Raw genomic sequence first — 16,903 nt, 5'->3', positions numbered from 1 at the left:
CTTTTAATTTGCGATTCTTTTTTACTCTGCCACACTGTTAGCTTTTTTCAGACCTTTAATTATCCCCATATGCATTCCTTCATGATACGATGTGAAACTCAGAATCTGGCCGACGGTTGTTAGTGAATTAAATGGTTTAATAGCTTCTTCATCCAGTTGTCCGGCTAAAACTTCCTTCAATTTTGCCGGCTGTTCTTCAAGAAGTTGTTTCACCTCATTGAGTGTCGGTACCTCACCTTGCCAATCAGCTGGCTTTGTCCCAGGGGCAAACAGTTCCAAATACCGGGGAGGCGTTTCAATATCTTTTCCGCCAAATTGTGAAAGCAAAGAATTTTGCACCACGTAAATGTGGCCTAGATTCCAACGGATCGTGTTGCGGAATCCTTCCGGCATTTGATCTGCCTGTTCTTCCGATAAATTTTCCATTTCTTTCAATGTATTTTGCCTGATTAAGTTAATTTGCTGAAAAATCATTGCTTCATTCATCTTTGCATCATGTCCCTTCCTTAATTTGGGAAATTTAAACGAACTCCATACCCTTCTCTAATTTCCCACCTTGCTTAATTATTTCATGCAAAAAGCTGATTTTCCACACAGAAAACCAGCTTTTTATACTTACACTAATAGGAAAGAGTAACTTTTTAGGAAATCAGTATAAGTGCAGGCTTTGTGCTTTCGCCATAAAAGCTTGGCGATAAGCCAAGTTTACTAATATTTAGGCACTAACATCATAGCCTTGATCTTCAATCGCTTCTTTCATGGCATCAACATTTACTTTTGATTCATCGAAAGTAATGTCTACATTACCAGCATCTAAATTAACCTCAGCTGCTGCTACACCATCTAATTTATTTAATGCACCTTCAACTGACATTTTGCAATGCCCGCATGTCATGCCTTGCACATTTAAAGTTTTCTCCATGACTTTTCACCTCCTTTAAAGTTGTAGAAACAATTATATCTTAACTCGCTTTAAGCGAAGTGAGTTAGAAACAACACTTACCGAACTTAATGCCATCGCTGCACCTGCAACCCATGGTGCCAGTAATCCGATTGCTGCAACCGGGATTCCTGCTGTATTGTAGCCGAATGCCCAGAAGAGGTTTTGGCGGATATTTCGAATGGTTGCATGACTAATTTTAATGGCTTTTGGAATGAGCAATAGTTCTCCACCAAGAATGGTAACGTCAGCCGCTTCAATTGCCACTTCCGTTCCTGTACCAATTGCAATTCCAATATCGGCGATTGCTAATGCTGGAGCATCATTTACCCCATCCCCAACCATTGCAACTTTTTTACCTTTACCTTGAATTTCTTTTATTTTATCGGCTTTTTCTTCAGGTAAAACTTGGGCTATTACTTGGTCGATGCCAACCTGCCTGGCAATAGCTTGAGCTGTTCTTTCGTTATCCCCAGTTAACATGATAACCTCTAAGCCTTGTTCTTGTAATTCTTTAATTGCTTGTGGTGCTGTTTCTTTAATCGTATCTGCAACGGCAACAATTCCGCGATACTTTCCATCAACAGCAATTAACATCGCTGTTTTGCCTTCCACTTCATAATCAACCAGTTCGATTTCCGCATCACCAATATCGACCTGTTGATCTTGCATTAGTTTTCGATTTCCAACGAGAATGTTATTGCCTGATATCGTAACATCGATACCGTGACCAGGTATAGCAGTAAAATCATCTACTTCAACTAAATCAATATCTTTTTCTGTTGCATAGGCAACAATAGCTTCTGCAAGTGGATGCTCTGAGCCTTTTTCCGCACTCGCAAGTAACTGTAATGTTTCCTCATCACCTGTAAAGTTTGTAACTTCAGGTTTTCCTTTTGTGATGGTTCCCGTTTTATCTAACACGATTGCATTTAATGCATGTGTACGCTCGAGATGTTCTCCACCTTTAAAAAGAATTCCATTCTCTGCAGCCTTTCCTGTACCAACCATAATTGATGTTGGTGTTGCAAGTCCTAAAGCACATGGACATGCAATAACAAGAACGGCAATTGATGCGACTAAAGCAGGTTCAAATTGACCAGGCTGGACAAACATAATCCATACGGTAAATGTTAGAATTGCAATCACTACAACGATCGGTACAAAATAGCCAGAAATAACATCGGCTAATCGTTGAATTGGTGCTTTCGATCCTTGTGCATCCTCAACTACTTTCACAATCGATGCAAGTGCAGTATCTTTACCTACTTTTGTTGCTTCCATTTCAATCGAGCCATTTTTATTGATCGTTGAGCCGATTAACCCAGAGTCTACTTCCTTTTCAATTGGAATGGATTCCCCTGTAATCATCGATTCATCTACAGATGTTCTTCCCTTTACTATCATACCATCTACTGGTATTTTCTCTCCTGGTTTTACAACTAACTTATCACCAACGACAACTTCCTCTACTGGAATCATGGTTTCTACGCCATTTTTTATAATACGAGCTTCTTTTGCCTGTAAATTAAGCAAAGAGGATAGTGCATTCGTTGTCTGACTTTTTGCTCTTGCTTCCAAATACTTACCAAATAAAATCAACGTGATTAATACGGCACTTGTTTCAAAATACAAATGCGGTTCGTACGCTGGATTGCCAATCGTCTTAAATGCTTCATATAAACTATAGAAATAAGCTGCACTTGTACCTAATGCAACAAGCACATCCATGTTCGCTCCGCCGCTCTTCAGGTTCTTATATGCACCAACATAAAATTGCCATCCGATGATAAACTGAACGGGTGTCGCTAAAGCAAATTGGAACCATGGATTCATGAATATATCCGGTATCGTCATATTAAATAGATGAACCAACATGGTTACTAATAGCGGTGCAGCTAACACAGCCGAAATAATTAATTTCGTCTTCATATTTTTAATTGCTTTTTCTTTATGTGTTTGCTTTTCAGCTGCTTCAGCTTTAGGTTTCACATCATAACCCAAGTTTTTGATTTTATCAATAATTGCTTTCGTATCTGTGAGTCCTGGATTATATTCTAGGGATGCAGTTTCAGTTGTTAAGTTTACAGCTGCAAATTTAACCCCTTCTTGCTTATTCAATACCTTTTCAATCCGGGTTGAACAAGCAGCACAGGTCATTCCAAATACATCTAATTCCGTTTTATCCATTAAAACGCCGTAGCCGACATTTTCAATTTTTTTCGTAATATCTTCTATAGTAGTTTTTCCTGAATCAAAGTCTACGGTTGCCTTTTCCGTTGTTAAATTAACTTGGGCTTCGACACCATCCATTTTATTTAATACTTTCTCAACACGAGTAGAACAAGCAGCACAGGTCATTCCTGTTATACCTAGTGTTGCATGATTTGTTTCGCTCACAACAGATCCCCCCTTATTTAGAAAACTGTTTTAATACACTCATTAATTCCTCAATTGTTTCTTTACCTTCACCTTGTTTAATCGCATCACTGACACAATGGTTGATATGTCGTTCAGTGATAGAGAAACCTGTATTTTTTAATGCAGATTGAATTGCGCTAATTTGTACTAAAATATCTACACAATATCGATCTTCTTCCACCATTTTCTGTATTCCACGAACTTGACCTTCTATTCGTTTTAAACGATTTATGACCTTTTGCTTTTCATCTTGTGTTCTTGGTTTACTCGGGTGATCATGTAAGAATTTTTCCAAATGAATCACTTCCTTTTCTGTTATACCTATACTATACCCCCATACGGTATAATTGTCAATGAAAAACTTTATATTTTAGCCAGACTTATTTATTAATCTTAATAATTTGCTTTTCCACCAACATATAAATTGTAATGATCCTTAAATTTCATTACTCCGATGTCACTTAACATTGGCTCACCCCAACCATTTCCATAGAATTAAAAAAACCATGTCACAATAACATGGCTTTTCATAGTTTTACTTATTCTGTTATTTTTTAGGTTTTTGACCAACAAATTGGATCACATGTGCCAGTCCAGTATGGAGCTCTCCTTCATGACGAGCAACCTCTCCCATGAATAGGTGAACAATGCGCCAATCAGCAAAGGTTTTCAAAAACTCTTCCGGTTTGTATAAGAAATCCAGATTCTGTGGTCCACCACTTTTATAAGGAATCTGGTAAGGTGAATACACCTCAGTTAGAAAATAACCTCCTGGCTTTACAGCTTCCTTTACACCTTCAAGTGTTTTCTGCCTGAGTTCTGACGGGAAATGACCGAAGACACATACAATTTCATCCCATTTATCTTTACTCCAGTTAGCTTCGTTTAAATCTACGAGTTCGGTGGAGACGTCTACACCACGTTCTTTTGCAAGCTTATTAGTTTTTACGAGGCCCGATTCCGCAAAATCCCATGTCGTGACTTTCATCCCCTGCCCTGCTAGGTAAACCGCATTACGCCCTTCTCCTTCAGCTATCGCTAAAGCATCACCAGAAATGTTCATTTTCTTATGAAATTCCTCCAAAAAAGCATTCGGTTCCTTCCCGTAAACATAATTCTCTGTTTGAAAGCGTGTATTCCATTTGTTCATCTTTAATCATCCTTTCTCATTGCCATGATAGACTCATTAAATGAATATTTATTAATCATGAACTAAAGTCAATATTATCACGGGGTAAGGATTCTTACAGAAACAGGTAACATTAGAAAACTTGGCATTCGCCAAGCCTTTGGGCGATGCCTTAGTTGCACTTATGCAAATCTTTACGGTGGGGCGAGTAATCGGAGCCCCAGAAAGAAATATGGATATATTTTCTTTACTGCCTAAAAAAAGTTATACTGTCCAATCAGTGTAAAAAGTATTAATCGTATCTATATTCCTGTCCCAATTTTGTAAATCCTTCTCTAACATGAACACCTGTTTATTAATTATTAGTAACTAATATATCTATCCAAATCTTCACTGCTGTTGCAGATATTAGTAAAGCTAACATCACCTGTAACACTTTTGTATTTATTTTTTTCCCTGCCATGGCCCCGAGTGGTGCTGCAATTAAACTAGCAACCACCATGATCACTGAAGGTATGAATTGCACTTGTCCAGTTGACAATTTTCCGGCTATGGCGCCTATTGACGAAATAAGTGTTATTGCTAAGGAAGAAGCTATCGTCACTCTTGTAGGTATTTTTAAAACAGTAAGCATGATTGGTACTAGCAAGAATGCACCTCCCGCACCAACAATACCTGCTCCTATCCCAACTATTAATGCAAGTAATGCGGCAAGCCACTTGTTAAACTCTATTTGCCGGGAGGATATGTCATCAAGTCCTTTTTTTGGTATAAACATCATGATGACTGCAAGAAACGCTAATATTCCATAAACGACATTGATTCCACTTTCAGGCATTTGTGTAGAGCCAAGTCCCCCAATAAAACTACCTATTAAAATACTGATACCCATATAGGCAATTAACTTTTTATTTAAAAATCCACCTTTACGATATGCAAGGACACCGCCAATCGTGGCAAAGAATACTTGAATTGCAGTTATTCCTGACACTTCATAGGCTGTAAATTGGGCAATACCAAGTGCAGCAGGGATATACAGCAACATCGGAAAATTAATGATGGCTCCACCTATTCCTAACATTCCAGAAATAAATGAGCCAATCATTCCTATTAGGAAGATGGTTAAAATAAAATCTATATCCATTTCTCACACTCCCCAAAAAGCGAACCAGTTATGGCTCCCTTTTTGATAAATCCTTCCTGAAAAAATTCATAGTCAACCGATTACTTTATCGAACTGCACAACGATTGGGTCCAATTTCCATTTCACGCTGTTTCTCTATCTCTTGTTCAATTTTCCCCATATTTATTTCCCGAATCTCTTGATATGCGTTTGGTTGTGACGGTAAGTTTTCAGTCACCAGTTTTCTAAATGCATTTTCATCTTCAATATTTAGCCCATGATTTGTTTCAAAAAGCGTACTTAATTTTTCGGATACACTACCATCCGCATTTAATTCATCGATAATCGTAAAGTGTCCTGGTAAAACTATTAGTTCCCCAGATAATTCTTTGTATCTTGTATATAGACTTTCTCTTAAATCACCAACCCAGTCTTCTGCTAACCCAGCTAGGTCCGGTCTTCCAATTGAATCAATAAATAAGATATCACCAGTTAGTAAGAACTTTTCGTCCACAATAAATGATGTTGATCCAATTGTGTGACCAGGGGAATATAATGCATGCATATTTATCGACGTAGTACCAATTGCCACTTCATTTCCATCTTCTAAGGATTGGTAATCAAACGTTACTTCAGTGGCATCTTTTGGTGGAAGCCAGTAGGTTGCGTTAGTTTTTTCAGCGAGTTTTCTTCCACCGGAAATATGATCAGCATGTAGGTGTGTATCAAATACATGGGTGATTTTAGCTCCAATACGATTTGCAAATTCAAGATAGATGTTAGTCATTCTTGTTGCATCAATAACGGCAGCCTCACCATTAGAGACAACCATGTAAGACAAGCACCCCTTACCAATTCGTACAAACTGATAAATCTCTCCTCCACCTTTTAGATCCCCAACTTTAACAGGTTCTAAATGTTCACTCCATGCGTTCATTCCACCTTCCAGGGAAGAAACAGAAAGCCCAGCCTCTGAAAGCATCTCTGCAACCATGATAGATGAACGCCCTTTTGCACAAACAACGAGTACATCTTTATCAGTAGGAACCTTATCCAAAATTCTTTCCACACCATCAAGCAAATCAAAGTATGGAACATTTAGAAAATCAAAGTTTTCGCCTTCAATTTTCCAATCTGTGAAATCACTTGAATTACGAACATCTAAAATAAATATTTCTTCTTTGTTAAATACTTTTTCCGTTACCTCTTTTGCAGTCATTGTATTCACAGTCATACATTTACCCCCTATGGTATATTATTTTTTAAAAAAATATTAAAATGTCAAGGTTACATCCGCGTCTTTAGCAAATTCTAAAAATGTTACTGCTCCGCCTACTTCAACTCCATCAATAAAGGATTCTTTCTCTAATCCCATAACATCCATTGTCATTTGACAGCCAATAAATGTAACACCCATTTCCTTTGCCATTGCAACCATTTCCGGGATAGCTGGAACATTGGATTTCGCAAATCCTTCTGCAAAATGTTCTTTTCCTTCAGGCATTGGAAGGTCCTGATATGCCTCATTATGAATTAAGTTTAATCCTTCGAATGTGAAGAAAATAGCTACTTCTTGATCTGTTGCAGCAGCTGCGGTTGCGATATTAAAGACCTTGTATGCATCAAATAATCCACCATTGCTTGCGATAATTGCGACTTTTTTATTCATTTATTCTTCCTCCTAATTTTTTAATGCCATCATATATTATCTGGATCATAGCCTACAATCCATTGACCATTAACCTCGGTCTGAGGTACCCCCAATTGTCCTGTTGTTTGCACTAGTTTTTGCATCATTTCAGGTTTTGTATTAACATTCACTTCATTAAATGGAATATTTTGTTCCGATAAAAAGTTCTTTAACATGACACAATACGGGCACTGAGCTGTTGTATAAACTGTTACTGAATTCATATTCAAATCCTCCCTCATCTATTAAAAGTAAAATTTCTCCAAATAAACCTATTCACATCTACCTTATACCTATATGGGTATTAAAATCTCCAAAAAAATTAGCCCACTTTCCCTTTCCATGAAAGCATTCCACCTTGCATGTTGATCACATCATATCCTTGGCTTTCAAGGAACTCTGTAGCACGGCCACTTCTTCCCCCAGAACGACAAACCATGATATATTCCTTTGTCTTATCTAATTTATCCATACGAAACTCAATGTGACCTAGAGGAATGTTCACAGCTCCCGCAATTTTCTCCTCTGCTACTTCATCGACTTCACGCACATCGATGATATTTAATACCTTTCCTTTATTTATAAAAGACTCCACTTCTTTTGCAGTAATTTCTTTCATCGTAATATCATCCTCCATATCTTATTCCTATCCAATGATTATTCTTCGCGTACCCATATAGGTATATAATAAATTAAAAATTTAGCCCTTTTTTATCCAAAACTTTAAAACATCATTTTCTTCTTCATGTTTCAAAAGCTCATGTCCGCCTGATTTAGCCCATGCGGTAAGGTCACTTTTAAAACCCTTATCTGTTGCATGAATTTCCAATACTTGCTCCGATTCAAGTTCGTTTATTGCCTTTTTTGTTTTTACGATTGGCATTGGACATGCTAATCCTTTTGCATCTAACACTTTATTTATCGTCATTTTCTTTCCTCCATTCATTTTTTACCTCTACCCCTATGGGTATGTTAACAAGATAAAAAAAGACTGTCAAGCCTATTTTTTTATCTGCTTTTTACAAGTAGGTTGACAGCTTCTTTAATTACTTCATCCGTGTTTTCTCCATCTTTTTCAGCCTCTAATACACATTCAACTAAGTTTGAACTTACGATCACACCTACTGTTCGATCTACTGCTGAACGAATAGCTGACAACTGCGTAATGACATCTTTACAATCTTTGTTTTCTTCCATCATTTTTAAAACCCCTCGAAGTTGCCCTTCCATACGTTTTACTCTATTTTTAATTTGATCATTGTATTCCATAGAAACTCTCCTTTCTTTGTAACCATAAAATCACTAAGCATTATATTATACCCTTATAGGTATATTGTCAACGTTGGCGACTGAACCAGCCCCATAGTAAGAGTATATTTAATTTCGCAACCCTATCTGAAGTAGCTTGTCCTGTCAAATGGACTTGCTCACCCAATTCTAGTATGTGGTGTTATCCTTAATCATCCAGATGAAAAAACATTATATCTAGCTGGAAATACGGTTTGGTATGAAGCTGTTCAGGAAGTAATCGACACACATAAACCTGAAGTCATTGTTGTAAATGCTGGAGATAATCAATTCCTTGAAGGCGGTTCACTCGTAATTGGGAAAGATGATGTCTATGAAAAGTGTATAAGGCTGCCTCTAATGCAAAAATTATTTCTACCCATATGGAAGCTGTCAATCATTGGACATTATCAAGGGAAGAATTAAAAGGCTTTATTAATGAAAAAGGAATCTCCGCTAATGTTTTAGTGCCAGATGATGGAGAATCATACTCATTTTAAGAATTGGAACAGACAGGAAAAATAGAATTTCTGTCTGTTTTTTTATTCGGCACACAATAAGTTATAAATCAAACAGTCAAATATTTCTAGTATTACTTTAGTATCATGCTGTGATATTTCTTATTGCAAAACTATTGACAACCTACCCACAGGGGTATATCGTGGTATTTGTTAACGAATTACAATGCGTTTAATTTTTTTAAATAAATTATACCCTATGTGGTAAGTTCTCCCATGTTAGGAACAGCAAAAGAGATAAAATTGTAACAGAATATAATTTTAAATAGCAACGTTTAGTATAAGAAAGGGTTCAGGCAACTCTTCTAAGGGGTCCCTGAACCCCTTCTTTCAACTAAATTTATACCCTTCTTGGTATATAAAATAAATAAGGAGGAAAAGCTCAAATGGATAGTATACAATGGATTCTTATTATATTAATTGCAGGTTTTGTAATTGGTCGCTTTATGCCAACCAAAGGTGTCAACAATATTACAGCTCAAGAAGCTAAAAATAAATTCACTGATAAAAAAGTGCAATTTATCGATGTTCGTACTCCGAGGGAATATAAGGCAAATCATTCCCCACAATTTAAAAATATTCCATTATTTGAATTGGCCAAGAAGATTGATAAACTTGATAGGGACAAAGAGATTGTTGTCATTTGTCAAAGTGGTATGAGAAGTGCAAAAGCAGCGAAACTATTGAAAAAGCAAGGTTTTGAAAAAATTAATAATGTAAAAGGCGGTATGAGCGCTTGGTATTAGAATGGAATTATTAAAAAGGGGTAATATCAATGAATAAATCCGCAACAATATATACATCAGCTTTATGCCCGGTATGTGGAATGGTTAAAAGTTTTCTAGATTCCTTTGAAGTACCCTATAAGGAAGTGAATGTGGATATGAACCCCATTGCAATGCTTAAACTAATTGGGAAAACGAAAAAATTATCTGTTCCACAAACCAATATAAACGGAAAGTGGATTTCCGGGTTTAATCCGGAAAAAATGTTTCAAGTATTAAATGATTAAAAGGAAAATATTTTGGTTTACATTGCCTCTAACCTATAAGTACATTTGCCAACAATAGAGAGTGGTTGGGTCAATAATTTTTAAAATGAATAAACCGCATGAAATCAATCTTAAAAATCTGATTTCATGCGGATTTATTTTTGTAAATAGAATTAAAACCTATCAATGTTTCACTTATTTCCGAGCCGTATTGCTATTATTTAACGCAGGTTAACTAGCTGTTAGGATTCATATACCTCGAGACTAAAATCCTTGGAAATCTCCAAAAATCGGTGATAATAATGAATTGAAAAATGAAAGTTTATCAAAAAATAAAACAACTCCCATTACGATCATAATGCTACCACCAATTTTCATAAAAATACCACTGTATTTTTTTAACCACGTAAATTTAGTAATAAAAAATGCCATTAAGAAAAACGGAATACTAAAGCCTAAAACATAAGCTACCATATACCATAGACCCTGTGAAGGATTAGCACCTACAAGTCCTAGTGTAGCTGCTAAAATTGGACCCATACAAGGTGTCCAACCTAATGCAAAAGCTAATCCAATCAATGTTGTACCCATATAACCGGATGGTTTATTTTGAATGTTGAGTTTATGGTCCTTCATCAAAAACTTTAGCTGAAATACCCCAACAGTTACCAAACCAAAGAACACGATTAATATAGCTCCTATTTGTCTTATCAAATCACCATATTGCACATACCAAGTCTCTATTATAGTTGCACTTCCAGCTGTTCCTAATCCCAGCACCAGATAGATTATTGAAAATCCCAGTAAAAAGAAAATTGTATGAAAAATTGCCTTTCGTTGTCCTCTCATTTTACCACTTTGTATATCTGCTACACTTACTCCGGTAATATATGACAAAAATACGGGATATAAGGGAAACACACAAGGTGAAACAAAAGACAGTGCACCTGCTCCAAATGCTAGGAAAATAGAAATATCCGTCAACATTGATAATCCCCCTAGACCTTTTTTTATAGTAGGGCATAAGTTTTTATCTTTATTATCTTACTACTTCAAAATTTGTTCTTTAGCCAACATAAGTTAATTGTTTGTTATCACGATGCACTTGGTTAATCGTTCCTCCACCGAGACATTCTTCTCCTTGATAGAAGACAACTGCTTGTCCAGGTGCTATGGCACGGATCGGTTCGTGAAAAATGACTTTAACTTTGGAATCAGCCAACCGTTTTACCGTTACTTTATTGTCTGATTGGCGATATCGGAATTTTGCTGTACATTCAAATGTGTCAGGTATATCTTCGCTTGAAATCCAGCTTATATGATCAGCAATGATGCTGTCTGAGTATAGCATTTCATGATGGAAGCCTTGTCCAACAAATAGTACATTCCTTTCCATATCCCTTCCCATTACAAACCAAGGCTCGCCGTCTCCGCCAATACCCAGTCCACGCCTTTGCCCAATTGTGTAGTACATTAATCCATCATGATTTCCGACAACTTTTCCGTCAAATGTTTCCATATTCCCTTTTTGAGCAGGCAAATAGCCGCTTAAGAACTCTTTGAAATTTCGCTCACCAATAAAGCAAATACCTGTAGAATCTTTTTTAGATGCAGTCGCCAAATTAGCTTTGATAGCTAATTCCCTTACTTTTGGCTTTTCCATATCACCTATAGGGAATAACACCTTACTTAACTGCTCCTCTGTTAATTGATTAAGGAAATAAGTCTGATCCTTATTTTCATCCTTCCCTCTCAACATGTGAACTTTCCCGTTTTCTCTGACTACGCGTGCATAATGTCCTGTAGCCACATAATCGGCTCCAAGGCTCATGGCATAATCTAAAAATGCCTTGAACTTGATTTCCTTATTGCAGACGACATCAGGGTTAGGTGTTCTCCCCATCTTATATTCTTCCAGAAAGTAGGTAAATACATTGTCCCAATACTGTTTTTCAAAATTCACGGCATAATAGGGAATATCCAGTTGATTGCAGACACGGATAACGTCATCGTAGTCTTCTGTAGCTGTGCAAACACCAAATTCGTCTGTATCATCCCAGTTTTTCATGAATATTCCGATTACGTCATAGCCTTGTTCTTTTAGAAGCAATGCAGCAACGGAAGAATCAACTCCGCCTGACATTCCTACAACTACACGTGTATCTTTTGCTGTTTTCTCCATTTGTTACACCTCCTGTCTTTTTATAAATACTACCTATCTTCAATCTTTTATTTTTAATTTACGAACCTTTTCGGGTGTTACATCATTTAAAAGCGGATCCACTACCTTCATTCCAGAAAAAGTATGGAGAACTTGACCGCGTATGGCACGTAAATAATCTTCACGAAGCACTTGCTGCTCAACTTTTTCAGCATTGGTTAACCCTTCTTCACGTTGCTTTTTCGCTAATTCATTAATTCGTGGTAGAAATTCAATCATGTTTATCACCTGCCTAATTAATTTCGTGTCTATTCAATAACTTCTGTATGGAAGCAACGTTTCATATGGTTTAACATGGTTTCTCCAAGATCAGTGAATGTTGCTATCCCTTGTTTATGAATGACTGTTTTGAATCCTTCTGCGTCTGCTCCTGCAACTGTTAAAAAGTCACAAATATCCGTCGTTACCCCAACAGTATGGACCTTTTCTACTCCTAAACTTCTTAAATTTTCAGCCAAATCCGTTTTAAAAAATGCATTATAGTTCGTTTTAGGCGTATAAAATACATTTTCATGATTCTTATTATCTTGAAACCAACCATATAAATCTCCGTACAATTGTTACCCTTCTGTACCTACAACATTATGGGGCGGCCATAAGTCAAAATGTGGGTCATTTGGTTGGTGTGCATCCATTGATACGACAACAACATCTCCCTCAGCCAAAAATGTTGTTGCCAAATCCTTAATATAAGGCACTATTTCTTGTGCAGATTTACCTACAGTTAATGTTCCATTGTCCGCTACAAAATCATTACTCATATCAACAATTAATAAAGCTTCTTTTACCAATTAAAATCGACTCCTAAAAGTAATTATTGTTAAACTGCAATCCTGTTCTCGCTTAAAGAATAAAGTTTAATATTCTACCTAAATAAGATTTGAATAAAGCATGATATTCATATTCATAAACTTCTTCCCCTAAATACAGAATTTCATAAACTATATCTTTTTTCGCAATTTCAAAATTAGTATTTTTAAAACCATTCTTCTCATAAAATTTCTTTCTTTTAAATCGCTGCTCATAATTATCAGCAGAACTATCAACTTTTTCTATATTTAAAAGCAGACGTTTGTCTTTATAAATTTCCCTCAAATATTGTAATATCCTACTCCCGTAACCTTTTGATTGTTGTGACGGATCAATAGCTAAATAAAAAACATAAACAATATCTTTGTAATATGTTAAATACAAGAGGCCAATATATTCACTGTCATCATAAATTGCATAAAAATCACTATTTTCCTTTTTAGATTTATATACCAAAAACCAAAAAGGCAGACGTTCATATCCTGGAAACTCATTCATATATAAATTCTTAACTTTCGGCAGTACATTAGTTTTTTTCAAACTTATTAAATTAATCATGCTCTTCTTCGCCTTTCGTTATATAAACAACTTACACTCCACACTTTTTTCCCAGCTCAAGAGGCTGATCTTTTACTTGGCCAAGTGTCAGATCATGTTCATTCTCTTTTGTCTATGAAGGCTTATTTACGGCCTTTAGTCCCACCCCTTTTAACTTCTGCTGCTATAAGGGTACAGATTTTCGGCTGTGATTTTTTGCTTCCTCTATATTTTTCATTTTATTGTCCCAACAAGCCTGACTTAAATTGACAGGATACTCCTCAGGATTTAAAGAACGCTTGTACTCTTCCCATAATAGGTTTAGTTGTTGCCAGGCATAAGATTGAATCTCTTGAACACGCGGACATTCATACACAAGTATGCCATCTCTGAAAATATCTTCGTGCAGGTCTTTGGCCGTAAAATTGGTGGCAAATTTTCCAATATACGTATGCACAGGGTGAAACATGTGGAGTTTGGCTTCTTTTTCCGGTTGTTCGTTGGCTAAAGCGATATAATCTCCTTCTGATTTTTTCGTATGATTGTTGATTATGCGGAATACCTTTTTTAATCCTGGTGTCGTGACTTTTTCAGGACTCGAAGAAATTTTGATTGTATCACGCATCTGTCCGTTTTCATCTTCAATGGAGACCAGTTTGTATACAGCGCCTAAAGCTGGTTGTTGAAAGGCAGTAATAGCTTTGGTACCAATTCCCCACGCATCGATTTTAGCCCCTTGTGCATTTAAATTCATAATGGTGTATTCATCAAGATCATTCGAAGCATAAATTTGGGAATCAACAAATCCTGCTTGATCTAATAATTTTCTTGCTTCTTTGGAAAGGTAAGCCAAATCTCCACTATCTAACCGAATGCCTACAAAATTTATTTTATTGCCTAGTTCCTTGGCAACTTTGATTGCCGTAGGAACGCCTGATTTAAGCGTGTCATAGGTATCCACTAAAAAGACACAATTTTTGTGACGATTTGCGTATTTATGGAAAGCAGTGTATTCATCTTGATATGCTTGAACAAAAGAATGAGCGTGCGTTCCTGAAACAGGAATACTAAATTTCTTCCCTGCTCGAACATTGCTTGTGCTTGAGAATCCACCAATGAAAGCCGCTCTTGTCCCCCATAATGCAGCATCAAATTCATGTGCACGTCTTGTACCAAATTCTGATACGGGTTCGTCACCCACGACTTGTTTGATTCGAGAAGCTTTGGTTGCAATAAGCGTTTGATAATTAACGATATTTAACAAGGCCGTCTCAATAAGCTGAGCTTCAACTAATGGTGCCTCGACACGAAGAATTGGTTCATTGCCAAATACAACTTCTCCTTCTTTCATGGCACGAACACTTCCTGTAAAACGTACAGTTCGTAAAAAGTCAACATAATCTTCCTGGTAGCCAAGTTCTTTTAAATAATCCAAATCGCTTTCTGAAAAATGAAACGTTTGAAGATAGTCAATGATTCGTTCTAATCCAGCAAAAGTCGCATAGCCATTTCCAAATGGCAATTTTCGAAAGTACAATTCGAATACAGCTTTTTTGGTATGAATATTGTCTGCCCAATAGGCTTCTGCCATATTGATTTGGTACAAGTCCGTGTGTAGGGCGAAGCTATCGTCAATATAGTTGTTCATCATAATTTCCTCCTAAACTAACAAAATATGCTCGGACTTGCTTGCGATAAGCAGATTTTCCTTATTATATTTTCTCAAATTAATTTTCACTGCTTTTCTGTAAAAGGTCTTTTGCAAAGTCAACAAGTCCATATGCTTCCGCTGTCCGAAGAAACTTTACATCTAAACCATCAGGTCCGAGACGGAAGCGATCGAGTGCGTCAGCATCCTTGAAAACCTGATACAGCAGCACGCCTTGTTCACTGTGGTCAAGTGATTTCCTAATCCCTGACAAACCAAGCGAATCATCCTGGTCATGGTAATAGGTGATATAGTAGGTTAACTCATCATAAGGCAAATTGTGCTCACGGCAGTAATCTTTGTAATACGCTGCCGCACGACTGCCGTGTCCCTTATCAATCCCATCATCAAGACGCCTGGAATCGTGGAAAATAGCTGCCATTCCTAATTTGTCCTTCTCCACATCACTCAGACCTTTTTCATGTCCGATGAGAAGTGCCAAGAGCAGCACTCGGGCAGAGTGAGCTTTCGTATGCAACTCACTATCCGGCAGCCAAAATTCTACCTTTTCTTCCATATATTTATACCATCGTTCATAAGGCTTTTTAATTGGTTTGCAGACAGGATCATCCAAAATATTTGCTAGAAACATCTTTTATTCTCTCCTCCGTTTCTAATAAATCCGCTTATTTTATCAACACTAATTGTTCTAACACTTCCGTAATATTGCCATCGACACCAATCGATTTGTCGGCAATGGCATCTGGAATATAAAGCTCCCTCCCTTTATTTAGGGTAATATAGGTAGCATTTTCTTCAAGGCTTGTTAACTTCATGAGAGGCGCTTTAATCAATTGATTTCTTGCACCCACACCTAATTCCAGCAGAACCATCTTTTTACCATGCGCATTCTTAATAAAATCCTGATATGCTTGATAACTGGCTTGCCACGCTTCACCTTGCAGAAAGTTCCGGTCTACTTCGAGATGAACTTGCATTGGACCGTCACACTCAGGACACTTGGGAATAAGATCCTGAGGGACTTTACCATTTTCTTGTTTTTGAGCCATTTCGCTCAGAATGTTGTCACCTGGATAAATTTGATTATGACAGCCATTCGTACATTGCAGATTCCGACAATTTCCTTCTATTTCGAAGAGACGGTGCTCTGGAAATCCTGTCTGTCTAAAATGATCATCTATATTAGATGTAACTACAAAGTAATCTTTATCCTTTACCAAATCATAAAGATTTTTCATTACCGAACTTGCTTCTCCGGTATATAAAAAGTAATCGTACATTCGGCTGAAGAATGCCCACTTTTCTTCCTCAGATGGAAATGGGTAAAAGCACCCCTGTATGATACTGCGAAAACCATACTTTTCACGGAAGTCACCGAAATTTTCCAGAAAGTCCGCGTTTTCGGCAAATATATGAATGCCTTCCGAGATGGACAGGCCGTTACTTGCCCCGACAACAATCCCGTCAGCCTCTTTAATTTTTGTTATTATCTCAGCGTATTTCTCTTTCATATGACTTTCCCTCCTAAATGAAGCCAATAATATTTATCTAAATTACATTAAACTAG

At 36.9% G+C, this 16,903-nt stretch carries 23 protein-coding genes and 1 pseudogene; 3 read left to right on the top strand and 21 right to left on the bottom strand.

The genetic code is table 11. From position 1 onward, the window contains the following. Positions 1–21 precede the first annotated feature (21 nt). From CIL05_RS15700 to CIL05_RS15645, 12 genes are all read right to left on the bottom strand, one after another. A complete protein-coding gene (locus tag CIL05_RS15700) occupies positions 22–486 on the bottom strand; it encodes a DinB family protein (RefSeq protein WP_095656486.1) in 465 nt (154 codons plus the stop codon). A 229-nt stretch (positions 487–715) separates the two neighbouring features. Further along, on the bottom strand, positions 716–922 hold the full coding sequence (gene copZ / locus CIL05_RS15695; RefSeq protein ID WP_095656485.1) for a copper chaperone CopZ: 207 nt from the start codon (positions 920–922) through the stop codon (positions 716–718). A 33-nt stretch (positions 923–955) separates the two neighbouring features. Further along, positions 956–3,340 carry a heavy metal translocating P-type ATPase gene (locus CIL05_RS15690; RefSeq protein ID WP_095656484.1) on the bottom strand — a complete coding sequence of 795 codons (2,385 nt, stop codon included), beginning with the start codon at positions 3,338–3,340 and terminating at the stop codon, positions 956–958. Positions 3,341–3,353: 13 nt separating this feature from the next. Continuing rightward, positions 3,354–3,656 (bottom strand): metal-sensing transcriptional repressor, encoded by a 303-nt coding sequence (locus tag CIL05_RS15685; RefSeq protein ID WP_095656483.1) that lies wholly within the window; start codon positions 3,654–3,656, stop codon positions 3,354–3,356. 252 nt (positions 3,657–3,908) lie between these two features. Continuing rightward, the gene (locus CIL05_RS15680; protein ID WP_095656482.1) at positions 3,909–4,511 is read right to left on the bottom strand and encodes an SAM-dependent methyltransferase; all 603 of its coding nucleotides are present in this window, start codon (positions 4,509–4,511) and stop codon (positions 3,909–3,911) included. Between the two features lie 334 nt (positions 4,512–4,845). Further along, the gene (locus CIL05_RS15675) at positions 4,846–5,634 is read right to left on the bottom strand and encodes a sulfite exporter TauE/SafE family protein (protein ID WP_095656481.1); all 789 of its coding nucleotides are present in this window, start codon (positions 5,632–5,634) and stop codon (positions 4,846–4,848) included. A gap of 85 nt (positions 5,635–5,719) precedes the next feature. Then, positions 5,720–6,847: an MBL fold metallo-hydrolase gene (locus CIL05_RS15670; protein ID WP_095656480.1), complete on the bottom strand. Its 1,128-nt coding sequence runs from the start codon at positions 6,845–6,847 to the stop codon at positions 5,720–5,722. A 39-nt stretch (positions 6,848–6,886) separates the two neighbouring features. Continuing rightward, positions 6,887–7,282 carry a DsrE/DsrF/DrsH-like family protein gene (locus CIL05_RS15665; protein WP_095656479.1) on the bottom strand — a complete coding sequence of 132 codons (396 nt, stop codon included), beginning with the start codon at positions 7,280–7,282 and terminating at the stop codon, positions 6,887–6,889. Between the two features lie 29 nt (positions 7,283–7,311). Then, a complete protein-coding gene (locus tag CIL05_RS15660; RefSeq protein WP_095656478.1) occupies positions 7,312–7,527 on the bottom strand; it encodes a glutaredoxin family protein in 216 nt (71 codons plus the stop codon). Between the two features lie 98 nt (positions 7,528–7,625). After that, a complete protein-coding gene (locus tag CIL05_RS15655; protein ID WP_095656477.1) occupies positions 7,626–7,922 on the bottom strand; it encodes a rhodanese-like domain-containing protein in 297 nt (98 codons plus the stop codon). Positions 7,923–8,003: 81 nt separating this feature from the next. Then, positions 8,004–8,231: a sulfurtransferase TusA family protein gene (locus CIL05_RS15650; protein ID WP_095656476.1), complete on the bottom strand. Its 228-nt coding sequence runs from the start codon at positions 8,229–8,231 to the stop codon at positions 8,004–8,006. Positions 8,232–8,311: 80 nt separating this feature from the next. Next, on the bottom strand, positions 8,312–8,572 hold the full coding sequence (locus CIL05_RS15645; RefSeq protein WP_095656475.1) for a metal-sensitive transcriptional regulator: 261 nt from the start codon (positions 8,570–8,572) through the stop codon (positions 8,312–8,314). Between the two features lie 171 nt (positions 8,573–8,743). Here CIL05_RS15645 and CIL05_RS15640 point away from each other — a divergent pair. The 3 genes and pseudogenes from CIL05_RS15640 to CIL05_RS15630 form a co-directional block, all read left to right on the top strand. Beyond that, positions 8,744–9,090: pseudogene (locus tag CIL05_RS15640) on the top strand (MBL fold metallo-hydrolase); the annotation flags it as partial. A gap of 404 nt (positions 9,091–9,494) precedes the next feature. Beyond that, positions 9,495–9,854 carry a rhodanese-like domain-containing protein gene (locus CIL05_RS15635; protein ID WP_095656474.1) on the top strand — a complete coding sequence of 120 codons (360 nt, stop codon included), beginning with the start codon at positions 9,495–9,497 and terminating at the stop codon, positions 9,852–9,854. Positions 9,855–9,883: 29 nt separating this feature from the next. Beyond that, positions 9,884–10,120: a glutaredoxin family protein gene (locus tag CIL05_RS15630; RefSeq protein ID WP_095656473.1), complete on the top strand. Its 237-nt coding sequence runs from the start codon at positions 9,884–9,886 to the stop codon at positions 10,118–10,120. Between the two features lie 243 nt (positions 10,121–10,363). Here the strand turns inward: CIL05_RS15630 and CIL05_RS15625 are convergent, their stop codons facing one another. The 9 genes from CIL05_RS15625 to CIL05_RS15590 form a co-directional block, all read right to left on the bottom strand. Further along, a complete protein-coding gene (locus CIL05_RS15625) occupies positions 10,364–11,086 on the bottom strand; it encodes a cytochrome c biogenesis CcdA family protein (protein ID WP_095656472.1) in 723 nt (240 codons plus the stop codon). Positions 11,087–11,165: 79 nt separating this feature from the next. Then, positions 11,166–12,281: a tRNA 2-thiouridine(34) synthase MnmA gene (mnmA, locus tag CIL05_RS15620; protein WP_095656471.1), complete on the bottom strand. Its 1,116-nt coding sequence runs from the start codon at positions 12,279–12,281 to the stop codon at positions 11,166–11,168. 39 nt (positions 12,282–12,320) lie between these two features. Next, positions 12,321–12,539, bottom strand: a complete 219-nt coding sequence (locus CIL05_RS15615) for a DUF896 domain-containing protein (protein ID WP_206207791.1) — start codon at positions 12,537–12,539, stop codon at positions 12,321–12,323. Between the two features lie 29 nt (positions 12,540–12,568). Beyond that, complete coding sequence (locus tag CIL05_RS22880; protein WP_338066949.1) at positions 12,569–12,877, bottom strand: cysteine hydrolase family protein; 309 nt, start codon at positions 12,875–12,877, stop codon at positions 12,569–12,571. Between the two features lie 3 nt (positions 12,878–12,880). Further along, entirely contained in the window at positions 12,881–13,111 is a 231-nt protein-coding gene (locus CIL05_RS22875) for a cysteine hydrolase family protein (protein ID WP_338066948.1), read from the bottom strand. A 52-nt stretch (positions 13,112–13,163) separates the two neighbouring features. Beyond that, positions 13,164–13,688 carry a GNAT family N-acetyltransferase gene (locus tag CIL05_RS15605; RefSeq protein ID WP_095656470.1) on the bottom strand — a complete coding sequence of 175 codons (525 nt, stop codon included), beginning with the start codon at positions 13,686–13,688 and terminating at the stop codon, positions 13,164–13,166. A gap of 163 nt (positions 13,689–13,851) precedes the next feature. Continuing rightward, the gene (locus CIL05_RS15600) at positions 13,852–15,318 is read right to left on the bottom strand and encodes a nicotinate phosphoribosyltransferase (RefSeq protein WP_095656469.1); all 1,467 of its coding nucleotides are present in this window, start codon (positions 15,316–15,318) and stop codon (positions 13,852–13,854) included. A gap of 76 nt (positions 15,319–15,394) precedes the next feature. Then, on the bottom strand, positions 15,395–15,967 hold the full coding sequence (locus CIL05_RS15595; RefSeq protein WP_095656468.1) for an HD domain-containing protein: 573 nt from the start codon (positions 15,965–15,967) through the stop codon (positions 15,395–15,397). Between the two features lie 34 nt (positions 15,968–16,001). Next, positions 16,002–16,847: an SIR2 family NAD-dependent protein deacylase gene (locus tag CIL05_RS15590; RefSeq protein WP_095656467.1), complete on the bottom strand. Its 846-nt coding sequence runs from the start codon at positions 16,845–16,847 to the stop codon at positions 16,002–16,004. Positions 16,848–16,903: the final 56 nt, after the last annotated feature.

It is taken from the genome of Virgibacillus profundi, from assembly GCF_002287375.1.
GTDB classification, from domain to species: Bacteria; Bacillota; Bacilli; order Bacillales; family Amphibacillaceae; genus Virgibacillus_K; species Virgibacillus_K profundi.
This window is presented reverse-complemented; position numbering and strand designations above follow the sequence as displayed.

Bases quoted from the DNA above. Each gene is read 5' to 3' on its own strand.
- CIL05_RS15700 (WP_095656486.1), bottom strand. From the start codon at position 486: ATGAATGAAGCAATGATTTTTCAGCAAATTAACTTAATCAGGCAAAAT.
- copZ (WP_095656485.1), bottom strand. From the start codon at position 922: ATGGAGAAAACTTTAAATGTGCAAGGCATGACATGCGGGCATTGCAAA.
- CIL05_RS15680 (WP_095656482.1), bottom strand. From the start codon at position 4,511: ATGAACAAATGGAATACACGCTTTCAAACAGAGAATTATGTTTACGGG.
- CIL05_RS15675 (WP_095656481.1), bottom strand. From the start codon at position 5,634: ATGGATATAGATTTTATTTTAACCATCTTCCTAATAGGAATGATTGGC.
- CIL05_RS15670 (WP_095656480.1), bottom strand. From the start codon at position 6,847: ATGACTGTGAATACAATGACTGCAAAAGAGGTAACGGAAAAAGTATTT.
- CIL05_RS15665 (WP_095656479.1), bottom strand. From the start codon at position 7,282: ATGAATAAAAAAGTCGCAATTATCGCAAGCAATGGTGGATTATTTGAT.
- CIL05_RS15660 (WP_095656478.1), bottom strand. From the start codon at position 7,527: ATGAATTCAGTAACAGTTTATACAACAGCTCAGTGCCCGTATTGTGTC.
- CIL05_RS15655 (WP_095656477.1), bottom strand. From the start codon at position 7,922: ATGAAAGAAATTACTGCAAAAGAAGTGGAGTCTTTTATAAATAAAGGA.
- CIL05_RS15650 (WP_095656476.1), bottom strand. From the start codon at position 8,231: ATGACGATAAATAAAGTGTTAGATGCAAAAGGATTAGCATGTCCAATG.
- CIL05_RS15645 (WP_095656475.1), bottom strand. From the start codon at position 8,572: ATGGAATACAATGATCAAATTAAAAATAGAGTAAAACGTATGGAAGGG.
- CIL05_RS15635 (WP_095656474.1), top strand. From the start codon at position 9,495: ATGGATAGTATACAATGGATTCTTATTATATTAATTGCAGGTTTTGTA.
- CIL05_RS15630 (WP_095656473.1), top strand. From the start codon at position 9,884: ATGAATAAATCCGCAACAATATATACATCAGCTTTATGCCCGGTATGT.
- CIL05_RS15625 (WP_095656472.1), bottom strand. From the start codon at position 11,086: ATGTTGACGGATATTTCTATTTTCCTAGCATTTGGAGCAGGTGCACTG.
- mnmA (WP_095656471.1), bottom strand. From the start codon at position 12,281: ATGGAGAAAACAGCAAAAGATACACGTGTAGTTGTAGGAATGTCAGGC.
- CIL05_RS15615 (WP_206207791.1), bottom strand. From the start codon at position 12,539: ATGATTGAATTTCTACCACGAATTAATGAATTAGCGAAAAAGCAACGT.
- CIL05_RS15605 (WP_095656470.1), bottom strand. From the start codon at position 13,688: ATGATTAATTTAATAAGTTTGAAAAAAACTAATGTACTGCCGAAAGTT.
- CIL05_RS15600 (WP_095656469.1), bottom strand. From the start codon at position 15,318: ATGATGAACAACTATATTGACGATAGCTTCGCCCTACACACGGACTTG.
- CIL05_RS15595 (WP_095656468.1), bottom strand. From the start codon at position 15,967: ATGTTTCTAGCAAATATTTTGGATGATCCTGTCTGCAAACCAATTAAA.
- CIL05_RS15590 (WP_095656467.1), bottom strand. From the start codon at position 16,847: ATGAAAGAGAAATACGCTGAGATAATAACAAAAATTAAAGAGGCTGAC.